Source organism: Variimorphobacter saccharofermentans, assembly GCF_014174405.1.
Taxonomy (GTDB): Bacteria; Bacillota; Clostridia; order Lachnospirales; family Lachnospiraceae; genus Mobilitalea; species Mobilitalea saccharofermentans.
In genome coordinates this window covers 454,294-478,722 of sequence record NZ_JACEGA010000001.1, presented here as the reverse complement: position 1 = coordinate 478,722, position 24,429 = coordinate 454,294, and the positions used below count along the sequence as shown (strand labels likewise).

Annotated in this window: 19 protein-coding genes; 3 read left to right on the top strand and 16 right to left on the bottom strand. The window is 39.3% G+C overall.

Annotated elements, in window-relative coordinates; all coding sequences use genetic code 11:
• Nucleotides 1–43 precede the first annotated feature (43 nt).
• The 10 genes from H0486_RS02165 to H0486_RS02120 all read right to left on the bottom strand — a co-directional run bounded on the left by H0486_RS02165 (nt 44) and on the right by H0486_RS02120 (nt 13,058).
• The gene (locus tag H0486_RS02165) at nt 44–820 is read right to left on the bottom strand and encodes a hypothetical protein (protein ID WP_228351446.1); all 777 of its coding nucleotides are present in this window, start codon (nt 818–820) and stop codon (nt 44–46) included.
• A gap of 228 nt (nt 821–1,048) precedes the next feature.
• Nucleotides 1,049–2,746 (bottom strand): M14 family zinc carboxypeptidase, encoded by a 1,698-nt coding sequence (locus tag H0486_RS02160; RefSeq protein WP_228351445.1) that lies wholly within the window; start codon nt 2,744–2,746, stop codon nt 1,049–1,051.
• 355 nt (nt 2,747–3,101) lie between these two features.
• Entirely contained in the window at nt 3,102–4,091 is a 990-nt protein-coding gene (gene galE / locus H0486_RS02155; protein WP_228351444.1) for a UDP-glucose 4-epimerase GalE, read from the bottom strand.
• A gap of 48 nt (nt 4,092–4,139) precedes the next feature.
• Entirely contained in the window at nt 4,140–5,303 is a 1,164-nt protein-coding gene (locus tag H0486_RS02150; protein ID WP_228351443.1) for a galactokinase, read from the bottom strand.
• Between the two features lie 176 nt (nt 5,304–5,479).
• Nucleotides 5,480–6,400 carry an ArsR/SmtB family transcription factor gene (locus tag H0486_RS02145; protein ID WP_228351442.1) on the bottom strand — a complete coding sequence of 307 codons (921 nt, stop codon included), beginning with the start codon at nt 6,398–6,400 and terminating at the stop codon, nt 5,480–5,482.
• 180 nt (nt 6,401–6,580) lie between these two features.
• Nucleotides 6,581–7,642, bottom strand: a complete 1,062-nt coding sequence (locus H0486_RS02140) for an FAD:protein FMN transferase (protein WP_330594414.1) — start codon at nt 7,640–7,642, stop codon at nt 6,581–6,583.
• Between the two features lie 278 nt (nt 7,643–7,920).
• Nucleotides 7,921–8,928 carry a hypothetical protein gene (locus H0486_RS02135; protein WP_228351441.1) on the bottom strand — a complete coding sequence of 336 codons (1,008 nt, stop codon included), beginning with the start codon at nt 8,926–8,928 and terminating at the stop codon, nt 7,921–7,923.
• A gap of 110 nt (nt 8,929–9,038) precedes the next feature.
• Entirely contained in the window at nt 9,039–9,941 is a 903-nt protein-coding gene (locus H0486_RS02130) for a UbiA family prenyltransferase (protein ID WP_228351440.1), read from the bottom strand.
• Between the two features lie 59 nt (nt 9,942–10,000).
• Complete coding sequence (locus H0486_RS02125; protein ID WP_228351439.1) at nt 10,001–10,921, bottom strand: polyprenyl synthetase family protein; 921 nt, start codon at nt 10,919–10,921, stop codon at nt 10,001–10,003.
• 52 nt (nt 10,922–10,973) lie between these two features.
• Nucleotides 10,974–13,058, bottom strand: a complete 2,085-nt coding sequence (locus tag H0486_RS02120; RefSeq protein WP_228351438.1) for an NAD(P)/FAD-dependent oxidoreductase — start codon at nt 13,056–13,058, stop codon at nt 10,974–10,976.
• A 640-nt stretch (nt 13,059–13,698) separates the two neighbouring features.
• On the opposite strand from H0486_RS02120, the gene H0486_RS02115 reads away from it, so the two are divergent.
• Nucleotides 13,699–14,127: an Hsp20/alpha crystallin family protein gene (locus H0486_RS02115; protein ID WP_228351437.1), complete on the top strand. Its 429-nt coding sequence runs from the start codon at nt 13,699–13,701 to the stop codon at nt 14,125–14,127.
• Nucleotides 14,128–14,453: 326 nt separating this feature from the next.
• Here the strand turns inward: H0486_RS02115 and H0486_RS02110 are convergent, their stop codons facing one another.
• Nucleotides 14,454–15,245, bottom strand: a complete 792-nt coding sequence (locus tag H0486_RS02110) for a helix-turn-helix transcriptional regulator (protein WP_228351436.1) — start codon at nt 15,243–15,245, stop codon at nt 14,454–14,456.
• A gap of 177 nt (nt 15,246–15,422) precedes the next feature.
• Here H0486_RS02110 and H0486_RS02105 point away from each other — a divergent pair, with 177 nt between their 5' ends.
• On the top strand, nt 15,423–17,828 hold the full coding sequence (locus H0486_RS02105) for a glycoside hydrolase family 3 C-terminal domain-containing protein (RefSeq protein ID WP_228351435.1): 2,406 nt from the start codon (nt 15,423–15,425) through the stop codon (nt 17,826–17,828).
• A 237-nt stretch (nt 17,829–18,065) separates the two neighbouring features.
• Here the strand turns inward: H0486_RS02105 and H0486_RS02100 are convergent, their stop codons facing one another.
• The 3 genes from H0486_RS02100 to H0486_RS02090 all read right to left on the bottom strand — a co-directional run bounded on the left by H0486_RS02100 (nt 18,066) and on the right by H0486_RS02090 (nt 20,270).
• Nucleotides 18,066–18,899, bottom strand: a complete 834-nt coding sequence (locus H0486_RS02100; RefSeq protein WP_228351434.1) for a transglutaminase domain-containing protein — start codon at nt 18,897–18,899, stop codon at nt 18,066–18,068.
• 75 nt (nt 18,900–18,974) lie between these two features.
• The gene (locus H0486_RS02095) at nt 18,975–19,751 is read right to left on the bottom strand and encodes a hypothetical protein (RefSeq protein ID WP_228351433.1); all 777 of its coding nucleotides are present in this window, start codon (nt 19,749–19,751) and stop codon (nt 18,975–18,977) included.
• 24 nt (nt 19,752–19,775) lie between these two features.
• Nucleotides 19,776–20,270 (bottom strand): hypothetical protein, encoded by a 495-nt coding sequence (locus H0486_RS02090; RefSeq protein WP_228351432.1) that lies wholly within the window; start codon nt 20,268–20,270, stop codon nt 19,776–19,778.
• A 188-nt stretch (nt 20,271–20,458) separates the two neighbouring features.
• Between H0486_RS02090 and H0486_RS02085 the strand changes: the two genes are divergently transcribed.
• Entirely contained in the window at nt 20,459–21,817 is a 1,359-nt protein-coding gene (locus tag H0486_RS02085) for a PQQ-dependent sugar dehydrogenase (RefSeq protein WP_228351431.1), read from the top strand.
• 101 nt (nt 21,818–21,918) lie between these two features.
• On the opposite strand, the gene H0486_RS02080 is transcribed toward H0486_RS02085, so the two are convergent.
• Together H0486_RS02080 and H0486_RS02075 are read right to left on the bottom strand one after the other, a co-directional pair.
• Entirely contained in the window at nt 21,919–22,821 is a 903-nt protein-coding gene (locus tag H0486_RS02080) for an N-acetylmuramoyl-L-alanine amidase family protein (RefSeq protein WP_228351430.1), read from the bottom strand.
• Nucleotides 22,822–23,158: 337 nt separating this feature from the next.
• Entirely contained in the window at nt 23,159–24,388 is a 1,230-nt protein-coding gene (locus tag H0486_RS02075) for an ABC transporter substrate-binding protein (RefSeq protein WP_228351429.1), read from the bottom strand.
• Nucleotides 24,389–24,429 lie beyond the last annotated feature (41 nt).

The following is a 24,429-nucleotide window of genomic DNA, read 5'->3' as shown; positions in this document are numbered from 1 at the left end:
TAAGCGTTAATCGTTATCTGTATTCTTCTGACTTCTCCGCTTCCTAATCAGAATTATCCGACTTCTCTTCTTCCGACGCCATTTTCTCCAAGTTGGTCCAGAATGTATCAAGCAGCTTATCCTTCTTTTTCGCCTCTTTGCTTTTTTTATTGGTTAACCGTATCAGTTCCTGCACATCCTCATCCTGGCGTCTGGCGTAATAATACTCTTCCAGTTCCTCACTATATGGGTCCGAATAGATCTTTAATTCTCCCTTTGAATCGGTAATGACATAGAAATTATCCGTGGCCGGTGCAGCTGTTGAGATGTTCACATATTTAATTTCGTGATACACATATACAATGTAGCTATTCTCTTCATACCCTTTCTTCGTATAGCATTTGATATTCTGGTACTCCTCTACAAAATGCACATCCGCTTTCATCTGCTCCAGTGTAGGTGCTGTATCCGGGTTGCTTAATATCTTTTTCATCTTTTCTTTATCACAACTTACCTTCGCCTGGTAGTATTTCTGTATAAGTTCTTCTATCTCCGGATAGCCTCCCTCCTTCAGTTCATAGACCGGATGGGTTATGGCCGGTGTAACGGTTGGTTCTGCAATCCCTGCCTCTGAAGTATTCATAATGGTGCTCTGATTCTCTGCATTGGTATTCTCAGTAGTATTATTATCTACTACAACGATGTCTTTATCAATAGATGTTTCTAAACTTTCACTCTTTTTTTTGCTGATAAGGTCCGGATACAGTAACAACAGGAAAATTCCTATACCAAAGGTACTCATGATACATAATAATATGGCTTTTCTATACTTAATTCTCATACTTTATCACCTCAATCATTTTGCTACTCCATAATGATTCAGTTATAGTTTAACAAATATTTACATTTGTGGCAAACCCTTTATGTTTCTCTTATGTAACATTATTAATACTTTTGTCCCAATATATACGAAAAATAGAGTTAATAAGCAACGATTCCCTTGATAATATATCATAAGAGGTCATGCTTATTAACTCTACTATTGTAATGGTATTTACTTATATTAATATTATTTAGCAATACTGGGTAGTGCTTCGAGCAGCTGATCAAAATAATAATTATAGTATTCCTTTGCAAGTAGCTTTCTGGTAGAAGCGGAATTACCAAGATAGCTTGTTCCATAACCAATCTCTACTGTAATGGCAGCGAAGTTCTTATTTGCTTCCTTCACCTGAACTGTCTTTTTATCCAAATCCTTCACCTGAAGTAAAGGATATTCTTTTTTACCATCCGTAAATACTGAGAACCCGTAGGCCGGTGAGAATTTCGCTCCTACAGCCAGCGATACAGCATAATCCGTCAGACTGCTACCCTCTCCCCGTATCCCATATAACGAGCTTTCGTATACTCTGCCATATTTTCTTTTACTACTTCCTTTATTGATTACATTCAGTACGCCGGTACGAAGAACCTGACATCGCTGCTCCTGCTTTTTGGTCTGCCAGGTCTTGCCGGCATATATAATGGAGCCCTGCTGATGCATATCCAGATAAAAATCTGCCTGCTCCGCAATTGTATAATGATATATCCATTTCATCATGGCCTTTGTTTCGCTGTTAGAACCTGCATAATCTCCGACGTAATTAGCATATGCCGGTTTTTTTGAAATACTGGATATCATCTTCTTTCCATTGGCCACCTGTCCCCATTGTAAGCCCGGAAAATTCCTATTGCCATCGGTGCCATTCGTATAAGCCTTCCAAAGCTGCTTTCCTTGTGTAGTCCATTTGCTTGGAGACTTAATCAATGCTTCCCTTCCGTCTACATTAATAATCGGAACAGCAACAAATTTATTATTTTTTAGAAGCTCCATTGTTTTCTCATCTGTCTGAGCCTTCTGCACAAGATCAACAAATTGCTTTACAATATAAGTTCCCCCTGCAAATTCTCTTGCATGAACCTGACCAGTCAGCATAAATACTTTTTTCTTACTTGTGGACTCCATATCGATTTCAATTGAATAGAGATCCCTACCCTCTGTGGATTTACCAATTTTATAGAGAAATACACCTTCATATCTGGAAAGCTTCTTTAATATATTCACGTATGTATCATAGTCCATCGTTTTAGTAATATCTACGTTGATTGTTACAGGTTCTTTATTATATTCGGTCATATCAACCCAATGATATCCCGTAGCACTTTTATATTCCGCCAGTGGCATTCCGGTACCGTATAGAGTCCCATACTTTTTGACCTTTTTATTTAGAGCCTTTACTGACTCCTTCTTGTTCGTAATTCCGGTTACACTCTTTCCTATATAATCGTACTCTGCCATAAGTGGAAGTGTTCTGGAACGATAGGGAACCGGAGTCGGTGATGGCGTAATGCTTGGTGTCGTATCGTCTGAAGGTGTCGGTGTTACTGTTCCATCCGGTGGTAGCGTAGGCTCCGGAGCTCCTGCAGGAGTCGGTGTCACTGCTTCGTCCGGCGATAATGTGGGCTCCAAGGCTGCTGTAGGTGTTGGTTCCACCTCTTTGTCCGGTGTTAGTGTGGGTTCCGGAGATACTGTTGGAGATAGTGTTACCGTTTCGTTCGTTGGCTGGATTGCTTCCGAAATAACCGTCTCGAAAGAAGCCCCATTATCAGGCTGAATCGATGCTGCTGAAGCCTTTGTTACATTACTAAAGAATACACTTACCATTGTTAATAGTAACGTAAGGTATAAGACATTCTTTCTTTCTTTTCCACCATTCCTGCTACTCATATGCATGCCCCTTTTCATGTCAAATTATTAGTCCCTTTTCGCTATCATCAGGTCGAACTGTGTCAACAAAATAATTAAACCATGCCTAGTATCATATGTCAAAGTTAATTTCAGGTAATCTGTAGCAGAATATGAAAAAAAGGGATATTTCATAATGTGTCAGCGGGGATAATGACTTACCATAATACACTGATGGAAGAATATGTTGCTGTATTTTGTATGAATTAGGCGAAAATTCATATTCGCCTGAGACATATAAAATCAGTAAAATTTACTTTCGTCTGTGTGTGAGGTAAGTCATTATCCCCGCGAATGTATTATGAAACATCCCTTTCGAAAAAGTTAAGTATACTCATTAGTTAGAAAAGCCTCTCGGATGGTTTTTATGCCAATTCCATGCAGAAGTAATGATTTCCTCCAGATCTGCATGCTCCGGCTTCCAGCCTAGTATCTTCTTTGCCTTATCACTGGAAGCAATCAATTGTGCAGGATCTCCAGCCCGTCTAGGAGATATCACTGCCGGGATCGGATGACCGGTTACTTTTCTAGCAGTTTCTATCACTTCATTTACAGTGAACCCGATTCCATTTCCCAGATTGAAGATATTGCTGTCTCCTCCCTTTACCAGATACTCCACTGCCAGGATATGAGCCTGAGCCAGATCCGTTACATGGATATAGTCTCGGATACAGGTACCATCCTTTGTATCATAATCGTCGCCAAATATACTGATGGCTTCTCTTTGACTATTTGGAACCTGAAGAATCAGTGGAATAAGATGGGATTCCGGATTGTGTGCTTCTCCGATCACACCACTCTTATGCGCACCACATGCATTGAAATACCGTAAGGAAACATACCTTAATCCATGGGCTTTCTCCGTCCAATGAAACATTCTTTCCATGGACAGCTTTGTCTCACCATAGGTATTGGTAGGCATGGTGCGGTCCGTCTCCATTATCGGTATTCTCTCAGGCTCCCCATAGGTTGCTGCTGTAGAGGAGAATACAATTTTATCGATTTTATGTGCTACCATAGATTCTAGTAACACTTTAGTTCCGCAAAGATTATTATCATAATATTTTAAGGGATTAACCATGCTTTCGCCCACTAGGGAGTTCGCTGCAAAATGGATTACTGCATCAATCTTCTCCTTATCAAATACGCTATCGATAAATTCTCTGTTCCTAATATCCCCTTGGTAAAAGCGTGCCTTGGGATGCACCGCCTGAATATACCCTGTTTCAAGGTTATCAACGATTACCACATCCTCATTCCGATCAATCAACTCATATGCCGTATGGGATCCGATATAACCGGCTCCTCCCAGGATTAATATTGTCATATTCATTCTCCTTACTTTTCTGTTATAACAGCTTTTATACGTCCTATATTATAGTATGGAAGGACCATCCCCTACTTCAACCACATAGAAGGAGGCCTCGTATCCAATCATCTCTTTATACACTTTCCCTACTTCTTCGATGAAGCTATCAACGTACTCTCCCTTTACAATACTTACCGCACAGCCTCCAAATCCAGCTCCGGTCATTCTTGCTCCGATTACACCCTCTTGCTGTAGGGCTGCTTCTACTAATGTATCCAATTCTATCCCTGTGACCTCGTAATCATATTTGAGGGATACATGGGAAGCATTCATTAACTGGCCAAAGAGGGTTATGTCGTTATTCTTCAACGCTTTCACTGCCTTAATTGTTCTTTGATTCTCAAAAACCGCATGCTTAGCGCGTTTCCTATGAATGGGATCACTGATTTTACTCTTGTAAATCAAGAAATCTTCTTCTGATAATTCACCCAATGCCTTAATGGGAAGTACCTTCTGAAGCTCCGCTAGAGCAGCTTCACATTGACTTCTTCTCTCATTATACTTGGAATCACCTAAACCACGCTTTTTGTTGGTATTCATTATTACAATCTTGGCATCACCCAGTTCAAGAGGAGCATACTCATAGGATAAATCTGCTGTATCTAAAAAGATCGCATGATTTTTCTTACCCATAGCCACAGCGAATTGATCCATAATGCCACAATTCACACCAACAAATTTATTTTCCGCATATTGGCCAATCAAGGCGAGTTCAATAAGGCTAACATCAAGCTGGAATAAGTCCTTCAGAATAAATCCTGTCAGCACCTCCAAAGAGGCTGAGGAGGAGAGTCCGGAGGCATTGGGAATTGTACCATAATACAATACATCCATACCATAATCAATCCGATATCCCTTCTCGGTCATTGCCCATAGTACACCTTTCGGGTAATTAGTCCAGTCATCCTCCGGTTTATAAACCAATTGATCAATGGAGGATTCGATAATGCCCAAAGCTTCAAAATTCATGGAATAAAAACGGAGCTTACGATCATTTCTTCTTCTTGCTACCGCATAGGTTCCAATTGTTAATGCACAAGGAAACACATGACCTCCATTATAATCCGTATGCTCTCCGATCAGATTCACTCTTCCCGGTGCAAAGTACACTTGAAAGGTACCTTCCTCACCAAATTGCTTAATGAACTGTTCAACGATCTCCTTCTTCATGAATACACGCCTCCTTTACCCATCCTTTTATTGTCACTCACACATTAATTCTACTAAATTTGTTTTATAATATTTTTTTTGTTCCTTTTCTTAATAATACTCCTCTTTACCGATTCTGTAAAGAGGAAAATGTGTTCAATTAAGCTTTAATTCAATTAAATCACGCTGAAGAACGACTAATAAAATACTTTCATGACGATGCTCTGCGCATAATCTCCAAAGCCTTCTCCAAACAGGTTCAATCCGCCCTTATGTAATGCATCCTCCTTGATTCCTATTCGGACAGATATATATTCCTTATCAAATAAATGAAAACTCTCCAGATCTACATCGCTGGTCTTCTCATCGTCAATAAAGGTCCCTGTCTTCGTTAGCTTCCAGGTCTTTAATATTCCGTACTGCGTATTCTTATCCGGCCACCAATCCGGATTCAGCTTACCACGTCTTCCGCCATAATCACTTTGACAGGTCCAGGTTCCGGCTTCTTGCTGATTGACCCAGAGAGTGATATCGGAAGGATAATCCATATTGAATTCATGATCCTCAGAGCATAATTCCATAGATATCTCCAAGGAAATAATCTCTTTATCGGCGAAGGTATAGGTAGGAAAACGATACTCAATATATCCATCCCCCAGCCAAATCAGCTGTGCTTCAATTCGCTCCGGCAGATAAAAGCAGCGTGGTTCATCCTCAGCTCCAATCGGTCCCTTTGCGCTGACAATTCCACAGGTAGGCTGTACTTTATAATCCACATAACTACCGATGGGCATTTTGATGATTTCTACCTTCTGTTCCAGATTACGTGTTGTATTTAGTTCAACATAGATATGATCCAGAACAATATGACACAGCTTCATAGAACCACGAATTCCGGGGTGTAAAGTAGTTCTTATCAGTCCTGCTTCCTCAAGTACTTTCACATGAGCCGCTGAGGAGGAGGCAGGTATGGATAGAATTTCTGCTATTTCATTAACATTCAAATCTTTATGCCGCAACTGTCGTAGTATATCTATTCTTGTCTCCGATGATAATGCCTTCGATATCAGCGCTAAGCGCTCCGTATCATCCAAATTCATTTTTATAGTCTGTATCATTCCATATCCCCCGTTTTCCTAAGTCAAAGTGTCCCTAAATAAATTAATTATATTACAGTATCTACCAAATTGAATATCTGATAAAATCAAAACGAATTTTTAGCATTGGTTATATTGTTATTTGCTTTGAAATATATTTTCATTTTAACCATAAATATACATTTATGCAAGAACATAAACCTAGTTAATATAAGACTCAAATTCGGAGGAGAATTTCATGGTACCGTCCTTCATTACCCATAACGCTTCCGTATTAGGAAGGCTTTCAATTAACGCATACCCATCCTCATAGGACATGTTAAAGATGCAGGTAGATAATGCATCTGCCAATCCAGAATCCTCTGTAACAACAGATACCGCAGTAAAATACTGAGCAGGCATTAGGGTCTTCGGATCAATGATATGATGGTACCTTTCTCCTTTAACCATATAATAGCGTTCATAATCACCGCTGGAGACAAGTGATAAATTCTCGAGACTTAATATCATTAGATAGGGTTCTTCACTGTCCGTATCCGGGTTCTGAATTCCCACATTCCAGGCTTTCTCCTTTTCTACACGGCTTCCGATTGCCCGTACATTACCTCCGACACTTAACAAACCATTATGATATCCTTTTTCAATCAGTATCTGAACCACTCTCTCCGTTGCATATCCCTTTGCAATCGCTCCAACATCAAGTCTCATCTCAGGATCTTCCAAATATACCGTGGAATCAGTCTCATTAATAATCACCTTATTTATATCGGTATGGTTTGCTCTCTCCTCCAATAGTTCCATTGGAGGAAGCTTAGCATTCTCCGGATCATCGATTCCTTCGGTACGATAATTGTGCCAGACCTCCAATACAGCGCCAAAGGCAATATTGACTCTCCCTCTGGTCAAGGTATAAGCTTCCTTTGAAAACAGAAGCAGATCAATAATGCGCTGATCCACCTTAACCGGTGCAATTCCCGCGTTATCATTGATTGTCTTGATATTATTGATGCCCTCGTAATCATTATATATATCATAAAGTTCATGATACTCTTTTAGATTATCATAAACCGTTTGTGCAAATTCAGAAAATTCTTTCTTCGTATCCGTGTATCCTATAATCGTGGTTACGGTATCGAACAATTCTAAAAACTGTGCCTGATAGCGTGTCTTCTTTTTCAGACTACAGCCAGTAGTAGGAAACATCATAATTATTACCATAATTATTATTATCACTCTTTTTATCAAAATTTTATATCTTTTCACATGGCACCTCATCCATAAATAATTACTATGATTATAGCTGTTTTCTGTTATATTCACAAGGTCCTGTTTTCTACGAGTACATGTCACATCGTGCTTTAAATTACAGAGCCAGATACAAACCAGCACAAATACCTCGTTTAGGATCTCTTCCCCATTCATATCGTAATTTATATATTAATATTAAGTACTAACAAAAAATATAGGTACTATCAAATAAAACAGGAGTGTTGAAGTTATGCAACTTACAACACTCCTAATATTTCTTACCTTTTTACTGCTTATTTTGCTGCGTTTGCAACAGCTTTATCCACATTTGCAATAAATGGAGCAACATGTACGGTTACAGAGGAAGCCAAGTCAGCGTCCTTAGCTGTTCCATCTTCATTTACTGCAATGCCCTTAACCTCATCAAGCTTTTTACCGGTTACATAATCAGCAAATGCATTAGCCTGCTCATACCACTCTTTGCCAATACCGGAAGCCTTCTTCATACCATAAGCTTCTTTAAGCTCCTGCTTGGTCTGATATGTTGTAGCTAAATCAGTAGTGATAACACCTTCTGTATTGAAGTTAACATTTCCCTGAGATGCATCAATCACACAGCTTGTAATTTTATTGTTTTTGTCAACAGTAACTACTGCATAATTTGAGTAAGCCTGTGCTAATCCGTCACCTTCTGCGCTTGCATCAGTTGATTTGGACATATCAGTTGTAATAGCAAGACCAAGCTTATCTCCTTTTTGTGCACCTAATTCCTGAGAAGCTGCTACTGCCTTTTCAACTCCTTCAACGAATTCATTAATATGTACCGTTACAGATGCGGCTAAATCAGCATCCTTAGCGGTTCCATCTTCGTTTACCGCAATGCCTTTTACTTCATCCACTGTTTTGCCTACTACATAATCAGCAAATGCATTGGCTTGTTCAAACCACTCTTTGCTGATACCAGAAGCTTTTTTCATGCCATAAGCATCACCAAGCTCTTGTTTTGACTGGAATACTGTAGCAATGTCTGTTGTTAATTTACCTTCTGTTGAAAAATTCATCTTAGTTTGTGCAACATCGATTTTACAGTCTAAAATCTTACCATCCTTGCCAACTAATACGGCTACTACTGTTGAATCTACCTCTGCTAAGCCATCTCCTTCAGCAGATGCATCCTTGGATTTTGCTATAGAAGTGATTACTGATAAACCTGTCTTTGCAGGTTCTGCTGACTTGCCGCAACCGGTAAGTGTGGATACTACCAAGCCTGCTGCAAGTAATAATGCGAATGCTTTTTTCATAAAAATCTTCCTCCATTATAAACTTTCGTTAGTGTCATTTATATTAATCCCTGCCAGAATCGGTAGGGATGAATATCCTCATAAAAATCAACCGGTTCCATTGTATTGTGTTATGCGATCAGAGCACTGATAAATACCACTAATACATTGGTTCCCATAATAATCACATAATTCTTAATGGCTACCATAAAGGTAGTTTCTTTTTCCTGCTTCTTAAAGAATTTATTGATATTCTTCTGCACCGGTATGATGGATGCAATAGCAAGAAGACAAATCGGATGCAGTATTCCTGTAATCACCATTGCAATATCTGCAACATAAGTCATGTAATACAACCCGGCAAACAAATATAATGCCTTTTCTCCTATGTAATAGGGTAATGTATGACGCCTCACTGCAATATCCTTTTCAAGGTCACAGGTATTATTTGCCAGCATTATGTTAGCGGTGGTACAAAAAGGAATGATAGCAAATAGGAATACAGATAAAATCGGTCTTATTTGTAATTCAAGAGATATTGTCTCTAAATTAACATTCAGTGATAAAAAAGTCCCCTCCGGCATATTGATATATAATATTATGAAGGGTATTAATAATCCATAAAAGGCACCGGATAACACCTCACCTAAGGGCATTCTTGATATCGGAACCGGTCCATAAGTATAGAACACACCACACAAAAAGCATAGTCCTCCGACAAGCAGGATAACAAGGTCTGTCAGATATGCCAGATATAATCCCAGTGCCGCACTGATTGCAAATAAAATATATATAATGATTAGTGCATAGCTCCTTTTAAACTGAAGAGTCTGATGGTTGTTCTTGGTATCAATGTAGTTATTAATTGCAGTTGTGGTTAAATCAAATAAGAACATGGCTGCAAAGAATAACATGGTCAGTCCCCAGTTAATCGTCTGCTTTTTACTGACCAGCAATGCAATGGTCAATAGGAAGGCAAACGTACTGGTTATCTTTGTCTTAATCTCTACATAGCTTAAAAATCTTGAAATCATTCATTTCCCATCCTATTTCTGTTATTGTACTTAATCGTTCCAGTATAACCGTAAGAACATTAGGATAATCGGGTCGCTTTATTCAGAACCAATGTCAGTCTTTCCTTCTTGCTTTCTGACAAATCCAGTTCATTGATTATCTTCAGTGATTTGTTATAGTATTTCTTAACTACCATTCGGGTAAACTGAAGCCCTTCGGTTTTTCTTACTGCATCATTAATCTCCGCTCTGGTCAAACCTTGATTAGAGGCTTTCTCTTTCAGACTTTTTTCTTCCGCCAATGCATGAATTAAGGGGAGTGTAATTACACCCTGCTCATAATCGGATTGTACTGGTTTATTTGCTACTTCAACAGTTTTCTCAAAATCCATACAATCATCGGTTAGCTGAAATATCATTCCGATATAAAAGCCTAACTGTTTATAACGTTTTATCTCCTTTTCAGAAGCGCCGGAAAATATTGCTCCTGCATAGAAAGAGGCTTCAAACAGTGCCGCTGTCTTTCCTGAAATAATTTTCAAATAACGATAGATTGTCAGATTAATATTGAAGTTATTGATGTGCTGTTCTAATTCACCAAGGCAAAGTCTTCCAACATAATCCGGCATCTCCAAATCCAAATAGTCCTTTTTATTTGGTATATTCGCCATCATTCGAAGAGCGATACTCAGTAAGTAATCGCCACAGATTACAGCTGTACGTTTTCCATATTTCTTCTGCAGGGTAACATCACCGCGTCGTAAGTCAGCGTTATCGATAATATCATCATGGACAAGAGACGCCAGATGTAGAATTTCTATGGCTACAGCAGCGGTAACAGCATTCGGATGAACAAGTCCCTCCTGATTCTCTGCACAGATTAATACGGATAATGCACGAATAAACTTTCCTCGTGAGTTTAATAGATGCTTTGTATACTCACGGATGATGCGTGGGGAGCCCGATAAGGCTTTATCGAACTCCATATTCACTTGATTCATCGCGGCTTCATACTCTATCAATTTGAAATTTTCAACATCATTCTTATAATCTTTAATCATTGTATATATACAACTTTCTAACGATTGGTAATTTTCTCCATAGTTTCTTCAAGCCAGGCATAGCATAATAATCCAATCCTAAGGTTCTACCTGCACCGATTAATACTGCGATACCCGCAAATACCATCCAGAAGGTTCCAAGATACAAACCAGTTGTGCATACAAACATGAATTGTAACACCAGTGAAAATGCAGCTGCGGGTGTTGTAAATAAACCTCCCATAAGTGCCAGACCGATAAGGATTTCCGCAATAACGATGAAAATCTGCATCGCCATCTGTACCCAATCATAAGGTAAGATAACATTCTCAACAAACCAGTTCATAAGCGGGACATCAAGCTTAAATGCAAAATCAGCTAAGCTGGAAGCCTCAAGACTCTTACCGCTTACAAATATCACTTTTAATAAACCAAAGATGTTAAAGTTCAATAATACTGTACCCGCTGCTTCCGCTACAGAACCAGCTGCTGAGCCGGCCGCATCTGCTGCCGGAGTCGCTGAGGATGCTGCATCTGCAGTTAACACAATAAGATTGGACGCTTTTGTGGATACCATGTTAACCGTTCTAACTATTGTATCTACTGCAGCTGTTGTTGCTGAGGAAGTCGCGTCAGGGGCTGCACCACCTGCGCTCGGGTTTAAGATGCTTTCATACCAGGCATTTGCTCCACCAAAGAAGCCTTCCAGCTTCGGATCACTTAACCAGCCCTCTACAACCTTTTTCACACCTTCAAATACCCAGACTGCTCCGAGCCAGACTCTAAGAGGAACTAGTAAAAAGCTAGGTGTTCTGTTAGAAAAATGACCGCCTACAAAGCTTCTGCAATTTCTAATAGTGAAGAACTCATGCTTCGCATAGCTAAATACCTTATTCCAACCCAGTACCTGAATAAAATATATAATATTAATAAAATGCTTTGCAAACATAGCAAGGAAGGATGGCATACTGAAGAAACGGCCGGGTAAGCCAACATGACATACCGCATAACGTCCACCAATACTAACCATAACACCATGGAATTTAGGCTTATACTCTTCCAGCTTTCCTTTTCCGGTAACATCTACTACGATATTATGTGCGGCTGTATCTGCACTTTGCTCACAGTTTTCTACCATCTGCGGAACGGGGCGTTCTTCACCCTCCGCTATAAAGTACATATTATCTCCGGTTACATATACGTTATCATTACTCGTTGAACGTAAATAGGAATCCACCTGAATACGACCACGGGTTGTATCCAGAGTTTTACCAGCTTCCTGAGTTACATCTGCACTCTGAATTCCGGCTGCCCAGATAACGGTTCCACAACTAGTGTGTGTAACCTTTTCGCCCTGTTTGAATTCAATGAAATCTTCGCCAACAGCTGAAACCATTGCATTCAATATGAGCTGTACGCCCATTTTCTCAAGGCGCTTGGTAACCTTATTAGACAGCTTCTCTGTTAAATTCGGAATCGGCCTGCTTAATCCGTCTATATTATACAAAGTAACGTCACTACGCTTAATCTCAAACTTGTCACACAGAATAGGAACGTATTCGGCCAACTCACCAATCATCTCCACACCGGTAAATCCAGCACCTACTACGAAGAAGGTAAGCAGTCTTTTTCTCTCCTCTTCCCTGGTCTCAACTGCTGCTTTTCTAAAGCTGTTATGAATGTGATCCTTTAGAATTACGGCATCCTCATAGGACCAAAGCTTGAAGGTATATTCTTCCGCTCCAGGAACGCCATAAAATGTTGGCTTGGAACCCGCAGATAATACTAAATAATCATATGGATAGGTCTCGTTTTCTCCGATTACCTTCTTACTGCTAAAATCAATAGAGGTAACCGTATCCAGCTTAACATCCACCTTACGTCCGGCAAATACCTTTTTTAAGCTGATCTTAATACTATCCTCATCAACACGATTTGCAGCCACTTCATGAAGCTCAGTAAGCATAGTATGAAATGGATTCTTATCAATAATCGTAACATTGACATCCTGCTTTAGTTTTTTGAATTTTTTTGCTAACTTTTTGGCTGTCAGAATACCGGAATAGCCGGCACCGACGATAACAACTCTCTTCTCCATATCTGCTCCTCACTAATTTAGTACTAATTTATTCTGTACTTTTACAAAACCTGATCTTTTTCGTTAAGTTTATAACAATGTATAACGCAAGTTATTAGTGTTGCTTATGTTATAATTAAGCCCTTATAATAATTATAGCACGAGTATCCCTATTTGAAAACTCGATATTAAAAATCAGTAAAAATACATACTGTTTTATCAAGTTTCTGCAATTTTATAATTTATTTTTTACAAAAATTATGTCAAATACTTCAAGTCCAGGAAATTATTATTCGTAATTTCTGTAATATAAAAAGAGAAAGATATTTAATGTCCTGCTTATAGTATACCAAATATTTTAAATAATATTGTAGCCACGGCTACAAATAAATAGAATTTTATGTAATTTTATAATTTAATGGCTATTATTGTAAAATCATTGAGAAGCAAAAGTTGCAACAGGTATAAAACAGAAAAGGAAAAGCATAATTATAAAATAAAAATAAATTATAATATGATACTTGACAGAGTAAATATTGCGTGTTATATTACATATAGAACATAGATAACAAGCATATCAAATATGACGACTAATCCCTCTTCTATATATGTTTGTTATACTATTGGAACCAATTGTATATTAGTTTAAGGAGGAATGAATATGTTATTACCAAGTATTTTTGATGACAAATTTGTTGACCGTTTCTTTGATGATATGTTCTCCTTCCCTGCAATGTTCCGCATGCCCGCTTCCAGCTGGATGGAAACCAACATCAAGGATATGGGAAATGAATATGAGCTGGAGATTGGACTTCCGGGCTATGATAAGAAAGACATCCATGCACATCTGGAAAATGGCTATTTAACCATCAGTGCTGAAAAGCAGGATGTAAAAGAAGACAAGGAAAAAGGTAAATACATCCGCAGAGAACGATACTTCGGAAGCTGCAAGCGAAGCTTCTATGTAGGCAATAATCTGAAAGAAGAAGACTTCCACGCATCCTTTGAAAACGGAATCTTAAAGCTAACCTTCCCGAAGGAAGACAGTCCAGCAAAAATCGAACAAAAAAAATATATTGAGATTGAATAATACAATCACCAACAACCATAAATCTATTCCTAAATAAGTAGTAACTGCAGAGAGTGGTTGTTGCATAATACATCTGCTGGAATTATAACTTACCTCACACACAGGCAGAAGTACAAGTTATAACTTCTGTATGGATAGGACGAACATAAAAGTTCGTCCTATCCATACAGAATTCAACAACATTGTTCTTCTGAAAGTGCATTATAGTAAATTATAATCCCTGCAGATAGATGCAACAGCCCCTCTCTCTTTAATTATCTTTGAATATACATGTACTAATATTCATTAGCACTGTTTATATCAGACTTTTGGCACCGTAATCCTTCTTAATAAATATTTCGTGTATTCTCCCTATACTGCTTAGGTGTAATATGGTACTGCTGGCGAAAATGTGCCGTAAAGTTGGAATGGGAATTAAAAGCCAGATTTGCAGCGATATCCTGTAGGGAAAGGTCAGAATAAGCCAACATCTGTTTCGCCGTTTCCAGCTTTTCATGAAGTATATACTGAGATAGCGTAGTTCCGGTTTCCTTACGAAACAATGCTGATAAATACTGGGGTGTCAAATTACAACGTTCGGCCAGCTCAGTTAGCGTAATCCGGTAATGTAGATGGTTGGATATGTATTTCATACAACGTAGAACAGGATAGGAATACACTCTCTGCATCTTAGCCTGTTGAACACGCTTTGCAAAATCATATATTGCAACAATAAATAGTTCTTTCACTTCATTGATTTTCTTGCATAGATCAGCCTTTTGTGTGTAGACATCACTTAAATTATACGCTTCCATCTCAGGCATTCCTCCTTGGATTGCACTTCGGGTCGCTAATGTAATGCCAGCAACAAATGCATATTGGGATTGACGTAGCGGATCCTTTGACATGCATCCCATATGAAGCTTCTTCGTCGAAATCGTCTCAAAGAATCCTGTCAGTTCATCCGGATTACCGTTCCTGATGCAATCATAGAAAGCAGCTTCCATCTGATACATTATGGTAGTGTCAGGCATTTCTCTCTGATCGAACATTGCCTTTCGAAATGCCATAACAATATCCTTTGGTATATCTCCAGCTTTACTTAAATCAATCGGATTTGTATATAACTGAACCTTCATCTGATCCTCCCTTGCATATGGCAAATTTTCTATATTTTATAGCAATATAATCATTATACCATACAAATTATACAAACAATATTAATATTGGAACATAAATATTAAAAATATGATAGCCATTACATTGTATTTTGCTATGATAGTATTAACTTATTGTCAATGAAAAGGAGGGGTAATATGAATTATAAAAGCAAAGCAAAGGAATTAGTGAGTCAAATGACTCTGGAGGAAAAGGCCAGCCTATGCAGTGGTAAGGATTTCTGGAATTTAAAAGGCATTGAACGTCTTGGGTTAAAACCTGTAATGGTTACAGATGGACCTCATGGTTTACGTAAGCAAGCTGCCTCTTCGGACCATCTCGGTCTAAACGATAGTGTACCAGCAACCTGTTTCCCCGCTGCCTCAGCAACGGCCTGTAGTTTTGACCGCGATTTATTAAAGGAAATGGGTAAAGCAATGGGCGAAGAATGTATTGCCGAGGAGGTAGCTACGATTCTTGGTCCGGGTGCCAATATTAAGCGTAGTCCTCTTTGCGGTCGTAATTTCGAGTACTTCAGTGAAGATCCTTATCTTACTGGAGAAATGGCGGCTGCACTGATTGAGGGTATACAGAGTAAGAATGTGGGTACCTCGCTAAAGCATTTTGCTGTTAATAACCAGGAGGCCTCCCGCATGACGGTTGACTCCGTCGTTGACGAGCGAGCTTTTCGTGAAATCTACCTAACAGGCTTTGAGATAGCTGTTAAAAAGGCGAAGCCTTGGACTGTAATGTGTAGTTATAATAAGATTAATGGCACCTATGCCAGCGACAACTCCTACCTGCTCACGGATATATTACGAAAGGAATGGGGCTTTGACGGGCTGGTGGTAAGCGATTGGGGTGCTGTTAATGACAGAGTAGAGGGTGTTAAGGCAGGAATGGATCTGGAAATGCCTGCTACCGGCACGGATAATGATGAGGCCGTTGTAGCTGCCGTTAAAAACGGGCTTCTCAAGGAAGAGCTCTTGGATCAAAATGCCATTAGAGTAACCGAACTTATTCTTCGTACTCAGGATAACAAGCCGGTACCTTACCGTCCCGAGGATCATGACGAGCTGGCGCGCAAGGTTGCTGAAAACTCGGCTGTATTATTGAAAAATGAGAATGATATTCTTCCGTTAACCAAGAAACAGAAGATTGCAGTTATTGGGACCATGGCAAAAGATCCTAGATACCAGGGTTCCGGCAGTAGTAAGATCCATCCGACTTCTTTGGATAATGCCTTTGAAGCTTTGAAGGCAGCAGGTGCTGATATTCAATATGCTCCTGGATATCCTTCGGATAGCAGACAGGTTGACCAAGGACTTATTGATGAGGCCTGTCGTCTGGCCGCTTCCAGTGATGTTGCTGTTATTTTTTCAGGTCTTCCGGATGAGTATGAAAGCGAGGGCTTTGATCGTACCTCTCTTGACATTCCCGACAGCCATAATCAATTAATTCATGCTGTAGTAAAAGCAAATAAAAATACCATTGTAGTATTGCAATGCGGTTCTCCAATTAATATGCCCTGGAAGGATGAGGTGAAGGGTATCCTTCTTATGTATTTAGCTGGTCAGGCTGGCGGACGTGCTACCGCAAATTTATTACTGGGAGAAGTTAATCCCTCTGGTAAGCTTCCTGAATCCTACCCGTATACTCTGGAGGATAATCCTAGTGCTATGTATTTCCCCGGTAATCCAAAATCCGTTCAATACAGGGAAAGCATCTTTGTAGGATACCGTTACTATGACACTGCGAAAAAAGAGGTAGTCTATCCCTTTGGATATGGTTTATCCTATACCACATTTGAATACAGTAATATGAAGCTTGAGGAATTAGGCCCCATGAGCTGGAAGGTATCCATAGATGTTAAGAATACCGGCAGCATGGCAGGTGCAGAAATTGTCCAGCTATACATACATTGTAAGAAATCTGCCATCCTTCGAGCAGAAAAAGAGCTCAAGGGCTTCCAGAAGCTTTTCCTGGAGCCGGGTGAGCAAAAGACAGCTGAGTTTATACTGGAACATAGAAGCTTTGCATATTATAACCCAAAAGCTTCCGATTGGTGCGTGGAAGGTGGTAAATATGAGATCATGGCTGCTGCCTCCAGCGCGGATATCCGTTTGTCACAGGAACTTATGATTGAAGGTGACGGTAAGGAGCAGTTACTGGTAGAGGATTATAAGGAACTACCCCAATATCGGACTCTGTCAAAACCTTTCAGGGTGGATACCTCTCAATTCGAGAAGTTATTAGGACATAATATACCGACCTATCCTAATGGAAGACCATATACCGCCAGTTCACCAATGGAGGATATCAAGGATACCTTTATCGGTAAGATAATGGTTAAACAGCTGCAAAAAGGTATGCAGGATTTAGCCGGTCAGGATGGCTTCGATCCAAGCATGCTTCGAATGATGCAGGCAATGCTCATGGAAGCTCCCATCCGTTCTCTCAAGATGTTTTCCCAAGGTGCCTTTAACAATAATAAGGTGGAAGGTGTCGTGGCAATGGCGAATCGAAAATTCTTTAAGGGTATTCGGTATATGCTGAAGAAATAAAGGCAATCTGAGTACATTATAGAAGAGATATCAAGACATTGATATCAAAGAACTTCTACAATAAATTATAGTATCACGAAGAATAGAAAAAGGACTGTTTCAGAAGTACTGGCGTAACATCAGCCTGAAGCAGCCCTTTCTCTATATATCCTCTTTTTTATTTTATTCTGTATCTATTTATCCAATTTTTTTCTGATTTCTATCTGTCAAAATCAGTTTTTTATCATTTATATACAATTATTCCATCTCATAGCTTTCTTCTGCAATGGGATAGGCTTTCTTGAATTCCTTTGTGTTATATTCCTTATTTCGAGTGTGATTGATAAAGTCTTCTTCATTTTTCAAGAAATAATCATACCGAAGCACTTGTGTCCCATTACTGGTGATGGGATCATCCCAGGTCAGATCAATATTGTACCACTTACCGTCCACCTTAACGATATTCCAGGCATGGGGCCCACCGTCTGCCGTACCAACGATTATTCGGCAGTCGATTCCAGTATCTAAAAACATTCTATATGCCGCCAGGGCATAACCTTCACATACGGAAGACTTATTCACCAGCGCATGATAGGCCGTGTGCTTCTGATAGCTCTGATCATAGCTAACGCGGTTTATGATATAGTCGTGAATCGCCTTAACCTTTTCATAATCAGTGGCGTCCGCCAAATCAAGCTCCTCCAATGCACTTGCAATCGCTGCATCCAGCTTCTCCTCCTGCTTTAGGGTTGTTCGATAATCAGCAGAAAAGATCAGAGTCGCTTTCTTTTTCTGACTGGTCCATTTCCAACGACCACTCCAGCTATACAAGGATAATTTAAGATAATCAAAATCCTTGGAGGTTGTCTTATCATCAATTGCTACTACCGTTTCAAACAGATTCGTATTTACTCCGATTTCCTCCATAACTGAGTGATTCATTTCAATCGTAAACTCTTTTTTATGGGATAATAAATTCTTTCTTATAATCTTGTATACTGCTTCCTTACTGGTATAGGTCTTCGCTACTGCTTCTACCGGCCAGGACAAGCAAACAATAATCAATATCCACAAAATATATTTTTTTCTCATGCGCTACTCCTAAGCTTTACTACAGATATCAATTAATATATCCATCTTCTCTCTGTCACTTCCCAGTCGTATTTCTTATGACCGGATCCTGTTCGGCCGATTCTCGTGATAAAGAAAATACATGGCAGGTAATAATATCATAGTTATTGCAGACACTACAATACATACTATGAAATACCAGATATTATACATCTGCCCGCTCTGCATATGTCTAAAATTAAGTACTGTATAAGCAAATATTGGAATATAGATTACGAATAATCCCAATAAGAGCTTTCCATAATTCTTAACTCCTGACTTCAATCCCAGCTTTAATCCCTGTGTTACTCCTGCATTGTCAATAATGATAGCCGGATACCACATGATAATAAAAGGCACCGCAGCAATCACTATGACCGCCATGATTCCTAACGTGATGAGGCTGGCTCCCAGATTACCGTTCATTATTGCCATCATGGTAAATGGAATGGTTATCAAAGCTACGACTATGGAGAATCCAATAGCCATGGCTACAAGCAATAATGCTGCTAGTAATATTCTTACGAAATACTTCTTAATACTGGGGAAAAAAGAAACGAAAGAGGTCTTGCCTGTAAACATTGCCTCAACCAGCATGCCAACGTATCCGGTCATAAAAACCAAACCTCCGGCTCCCATAAGCAATATAGCCAGCATCATTCTGGTCATTGCCATAATGTATTCCCGAAAATCAAAGGAATAGGGATTCGAAAACTGATTGATGTTCGTGGGATACAGAAACAATACAATGAATAGTGTAAATAGTGTATAACCTGCATAAAGTAAAATCAGAACCGGGTTATTTTTTAATAGTTGAATGGATTTTTTAATCATAGCTTCTCCTTCCATATGTATTTGTCATAATAAAATATCGCCATCCGCGTTATATTTCTTTAAGCATTTTATGTAGTTAGCTACCAAATTGTAGCTTTTCATATCCTCCTGGTCCAAGCCTTGAAATGCTACCAGCTCTTCCCATAATTCGGTACTGCCTTTCACCGTCATATAAGCCGTTTCCAACTCAATTCCCACCATGATTGGCATATCCTTCCATTCCCTCTTCTGATGTTCATACAGATAGGCAGCCTCTCCTTGATTGGGAATCCGGTATACAATAACATTCAGCTTTCTCCCCATGGGGCATTTTTTAGCATATATCCTGTTTGCTTTAATTGTATCAACGATAGCCTGTTTCATTTCTTCGGATTCGACTTCTTCTATAGGATACTTCATATTTAGGTAAAAGATCAAATCCTTTGCTGTCTTTTTATTTGGTATCAGCTCCGGTCGATATTTCTTATAAATCTCTTTCCACTCCCGAATCTGCTCAATTGTAGGCGGTATTTCGTACACTGGTAACACCTCCTTGCTTCCTATTTATTAATTCAGCCTATTACCTATTATAACAGATATCCTGAGTATAATGGAACTATTTTAAATAAATTGTAAATTATTCCGTGTTGAAATCTATGTAACAATATATCAATTTACAAATGAAATAATAAACTATAGTATAACAACATCATGCGGGAGTGCTACATGTGTATCATAATACATTAAAAAACTCATCATCTCATAATTGTGAAATAACAGAAATGACGACGGATCGTTATCTGAACCCCAATGATATCAGTCTGCCTCCAGGGTATAAAATCGAAGTATTTATTCAGGGATTAGATGCTCCCAGCTGCATAGCATTCGACCAATCCGGGAATCTGTATATCGGAGAATCCGGGTATATCACGAAAGAACCATCCATATTAAAGTATAATGGTCAGTTTTCGCGTATCACCGATGGTTTTTACCCTCCCTTAACCGGAATCTGTATTCACAACGAGGATATTTTTGTATCACATCATTGTACTGTTACTGTAATTAAAAAGGATGGTACAAGGAAGAATATTATATCAGGGTTACCTAGTCAGGGAGATCATTGGAATAGTAATGTAACCATAGGAATGGATAACAAGCTATACTTTGGTCAGGGAACAGCTACGAATTCCGGTGTTGTAGGCAACGACAATCACTGGGTTTCTGATTGTCCCTACCTATGTGATTTCCCCGGTTCCTATGTCATGCTAAATGGTCAGAATTATAAAACAGAAAACATATTTTCTCAAGTTCATGAATATGTGGAGACTGGAGCTTTCTCTCCCTATGGTATTCCGAATATACCTTACGAGACCAGAAAGGGAATACTAAAAGCCAGTGGAAGTATACTCAGAGCAAATCTTGATGGCTCCGGGTTAGAACTTGTTGCCTGGGGATTACGTTTCCCCACTTATGTAAAATTTGATCATTCCAATAATTTATATGCTGCCAATCAAGGATATGAGGTGAGAGGCAGTCGTCCCATAGCTAACGCTCCGGATGAGTTCCAGCTTATTAAGCAAGGAGTATGGTATGGTTTTCCTGACTACGCTGGTGGTGAACCAGTTACGTTGGATCGCTTTCGACCGGATGGCAAGCATCAACCACAATTCTTACTGGTCAACCATCCAAACACACCACCTCATCCCTATGCCATCTTCCCTCCCCATTCATATATTACGGGGTTTGACTTTAACTATAATGAAGATTTTGGTCCCATCGGTGATGTATATATTGCAGAGTTTGGCATGGGAGGACGCCTGCCGAACCAGGATGTATCTCCTTATTCCGGAAGGGGACATAAAGTATCTAAAATTGATATGGATACACGCGGAATAACCACCTTTGCCATGAACAAAGCGGGTTTTTCCTCCTCCATTACCCGCGGAGGCGGACTAAGCAGGCCTGTGGACATAGCCTTTTCACCGGAAGGCGATATGTATGTAGTTGATATGGGAATCAACTCTATATCGAACTACAGCTATTATTATCCTAATACCGGTGTGGTCTGGAAAATATCAAGAATATGACAAATCGCAAAAAAGAAGGGGTAGTTGATAAGCTATACAAGGCCCCTTCTTCATTTTGGTTCATTAATCAATCATATATGGCAATCTGATAAGATTCTGGGTTAAGGCTTAAGATAAGCGACAATGCCTTCGTAAATTCCTTTCGCTAATTTATCCTGGTATTTATCATTTCCTAAGTTATAATCTTCTTTTTTATTGGTCATATACCCCATTTCAACAATGGTAACCGGTACCTCGCACCAGTTGATACCACTCATTGTGTCCGTCTCAATCACACCGGCGTTTTTCGCTCCTGTACGTTTGCATACTGTCTCAAGTACACAGTCAGAGAGCCTTCTACTGTCTTTATATATCTCACTACAATACGGATTTTTCTTTGTCGGACACATCGTAAGAATACCATTCACCTTAGTATTATCAGAGCCATTACAATGAATACGCACAAATACGTCTGCTTTATTCTCATTCGCGATAGCTGCACGTTCCGCGTTGGATATATTCACATCATGGGTTTCCCGTGTCATAATTACATTATAACCCTTCTCAACCAAAATGTCTTTAAGCTTAAGGGATACCTCTAAATTCACTTCATATTCCGGCTTTTTCGAATATTTCCCCTGGGTACCGGAAGATACCTTCGGCTTCTTCTCCTTCGCTCCTGGTCCGATTGGTTCTTTGGCAGAATTCTGCTTAGCCTGATGTCCCGGATCAATGACTATGGTAAACTTTGAATTCTCAATCCGCTCCTTCTCCTTCGGATCCACAGTAGGAGTGGGTTTTTTAGTCGGTTTCGGCTTTTTGGTTGGTGTAGGCTTTACAGTAGGTGTTGGTTTTACAGTAGGTGTCGGCAACGGAGTTATTGTTGGCTTTGGCACCATTGTGGAAGCGAGAGTTACCACCTGGGTTGGATCTGCATTTTCATCTGGTGTGATAATCCTTTTATCGCATGATGTAAAAATCAAGAGTGCTACAATACATAACAAAAATATATAAATTCTCTTCATGTTGTCTACCCCTTCTGTTCTGGTTTCAGTGCATCTTTATCTACCATTATAACCCATGACTTAAGGAAGTCAAAAGATTTATCTGATTTTCTTAATAGTTTATCTGATTTTCTTAATAGTAATTATTTCCTCTTGTAATTGACATATTATTACATTTTTATTATACTAGGTCATATTATGAAAATCGAGAGGTTGATATTTATGGAAAATAGTTATTCAATAACACTAAAAAAACTGACAGGGAAAACTACTGCTTATCTTAAGCTGATTCCCTTCCTCTTTTTGTTGGTTGTCACCGCATTATTAGGCGCTAACCGTTACATAAAAGATAAAAAATTCATAGAACTGCCCCCGGAATCATGGCACGTTCTTTATTCTTGCTGTTAGCGTTAATTGCTATACCATTGTTGATATAAGGGTTAACCGCCTTAGGTACATTTGGTGAAGTATCTATTATCGTTACATTCCATTCCGGATGAGCGTTATTTGCTTCTGTACCATAATATTTACAGCTACCTTTATTCCAGATCATAGATGCAGCTGTTCCATTTAATAAACCATCCTGTCTCTCTTCTGTAGTTGCTAGAGAGTCCTGTGACCAGTATCCCTTGTCATAGCATTCCTTTGCTAATTTGCAATAATTCGTAAAACCTTCCCAATCAAGTGCGTAGGAAATCGTAAGATCATTAGGATCTAATGTATTATAAACAAAAAGCTCACTAGGTGTTCCGGCAACTGTATCCACCTTCTGATCCAGTAAATAGGAATACAGTAATCCACCAGCCTGAGTACCCAACGGAGTCAAACCGGATTCACCCTCTGCTACCTTGCCATAGAACTCTAATAACTGATCAAAGCTGGTAATATCGCTATAACCGTATTTCGTCATCAAATCACCACGAACAGCAACAACGTTGGCACCAAATTCATTCTGGTAATTCGGTACCATATAGATTTTGTCCTTAATCTTAGCCTGACTCCATGCTAATTCAGGAACCACGTTCCAGATATCAGGAGCATAGGTTTTGATGAAATCCTCTGTCAGCTCATAGAAACCGCCCATTGCTACCGTTGCTTCATAGTGGCCCCATGATGAAGCGGTAAAAATCAGATCAAAATCTTCTCCACCCGCAAAAAGCAAAGAATATTTTGTATCATGTTCACTCCATGAGAGGAATTCTACTTCCAGTGTTGCATTCAGCTTTTCTTGTAAAATCTTATTGATTTCCGCATAAACCTTATCAAAATCTGCAGTTCTGTCACCCAATAGGTACATTTTTAATGTTACCGGTACGGAAATATCTATTCCGTTAAAGGTCTTCTCGCTCTCATCCTTCGCAGAATCCTTTGTGTCCGATTCTTCCTTAGCTCCTGATTCTGTTGCATTGGAAGAATTACTGGTTTCCTGATCCTCCGTTTTCTTACCGCCACACCCTGCAAACATGGTTACAACCATGGCAAGCACTATGACGATTGATAAAATCTTCTTTTTCATAAAATACCCTTCCTTTCTCTTTCCTTCTGCCACAGGCACAAATTCATGTGTGAAGATATTATTTCTTCCCACCTTCCTCCTCTGCTGTTAATATTTTCCTATATAAATCCGGA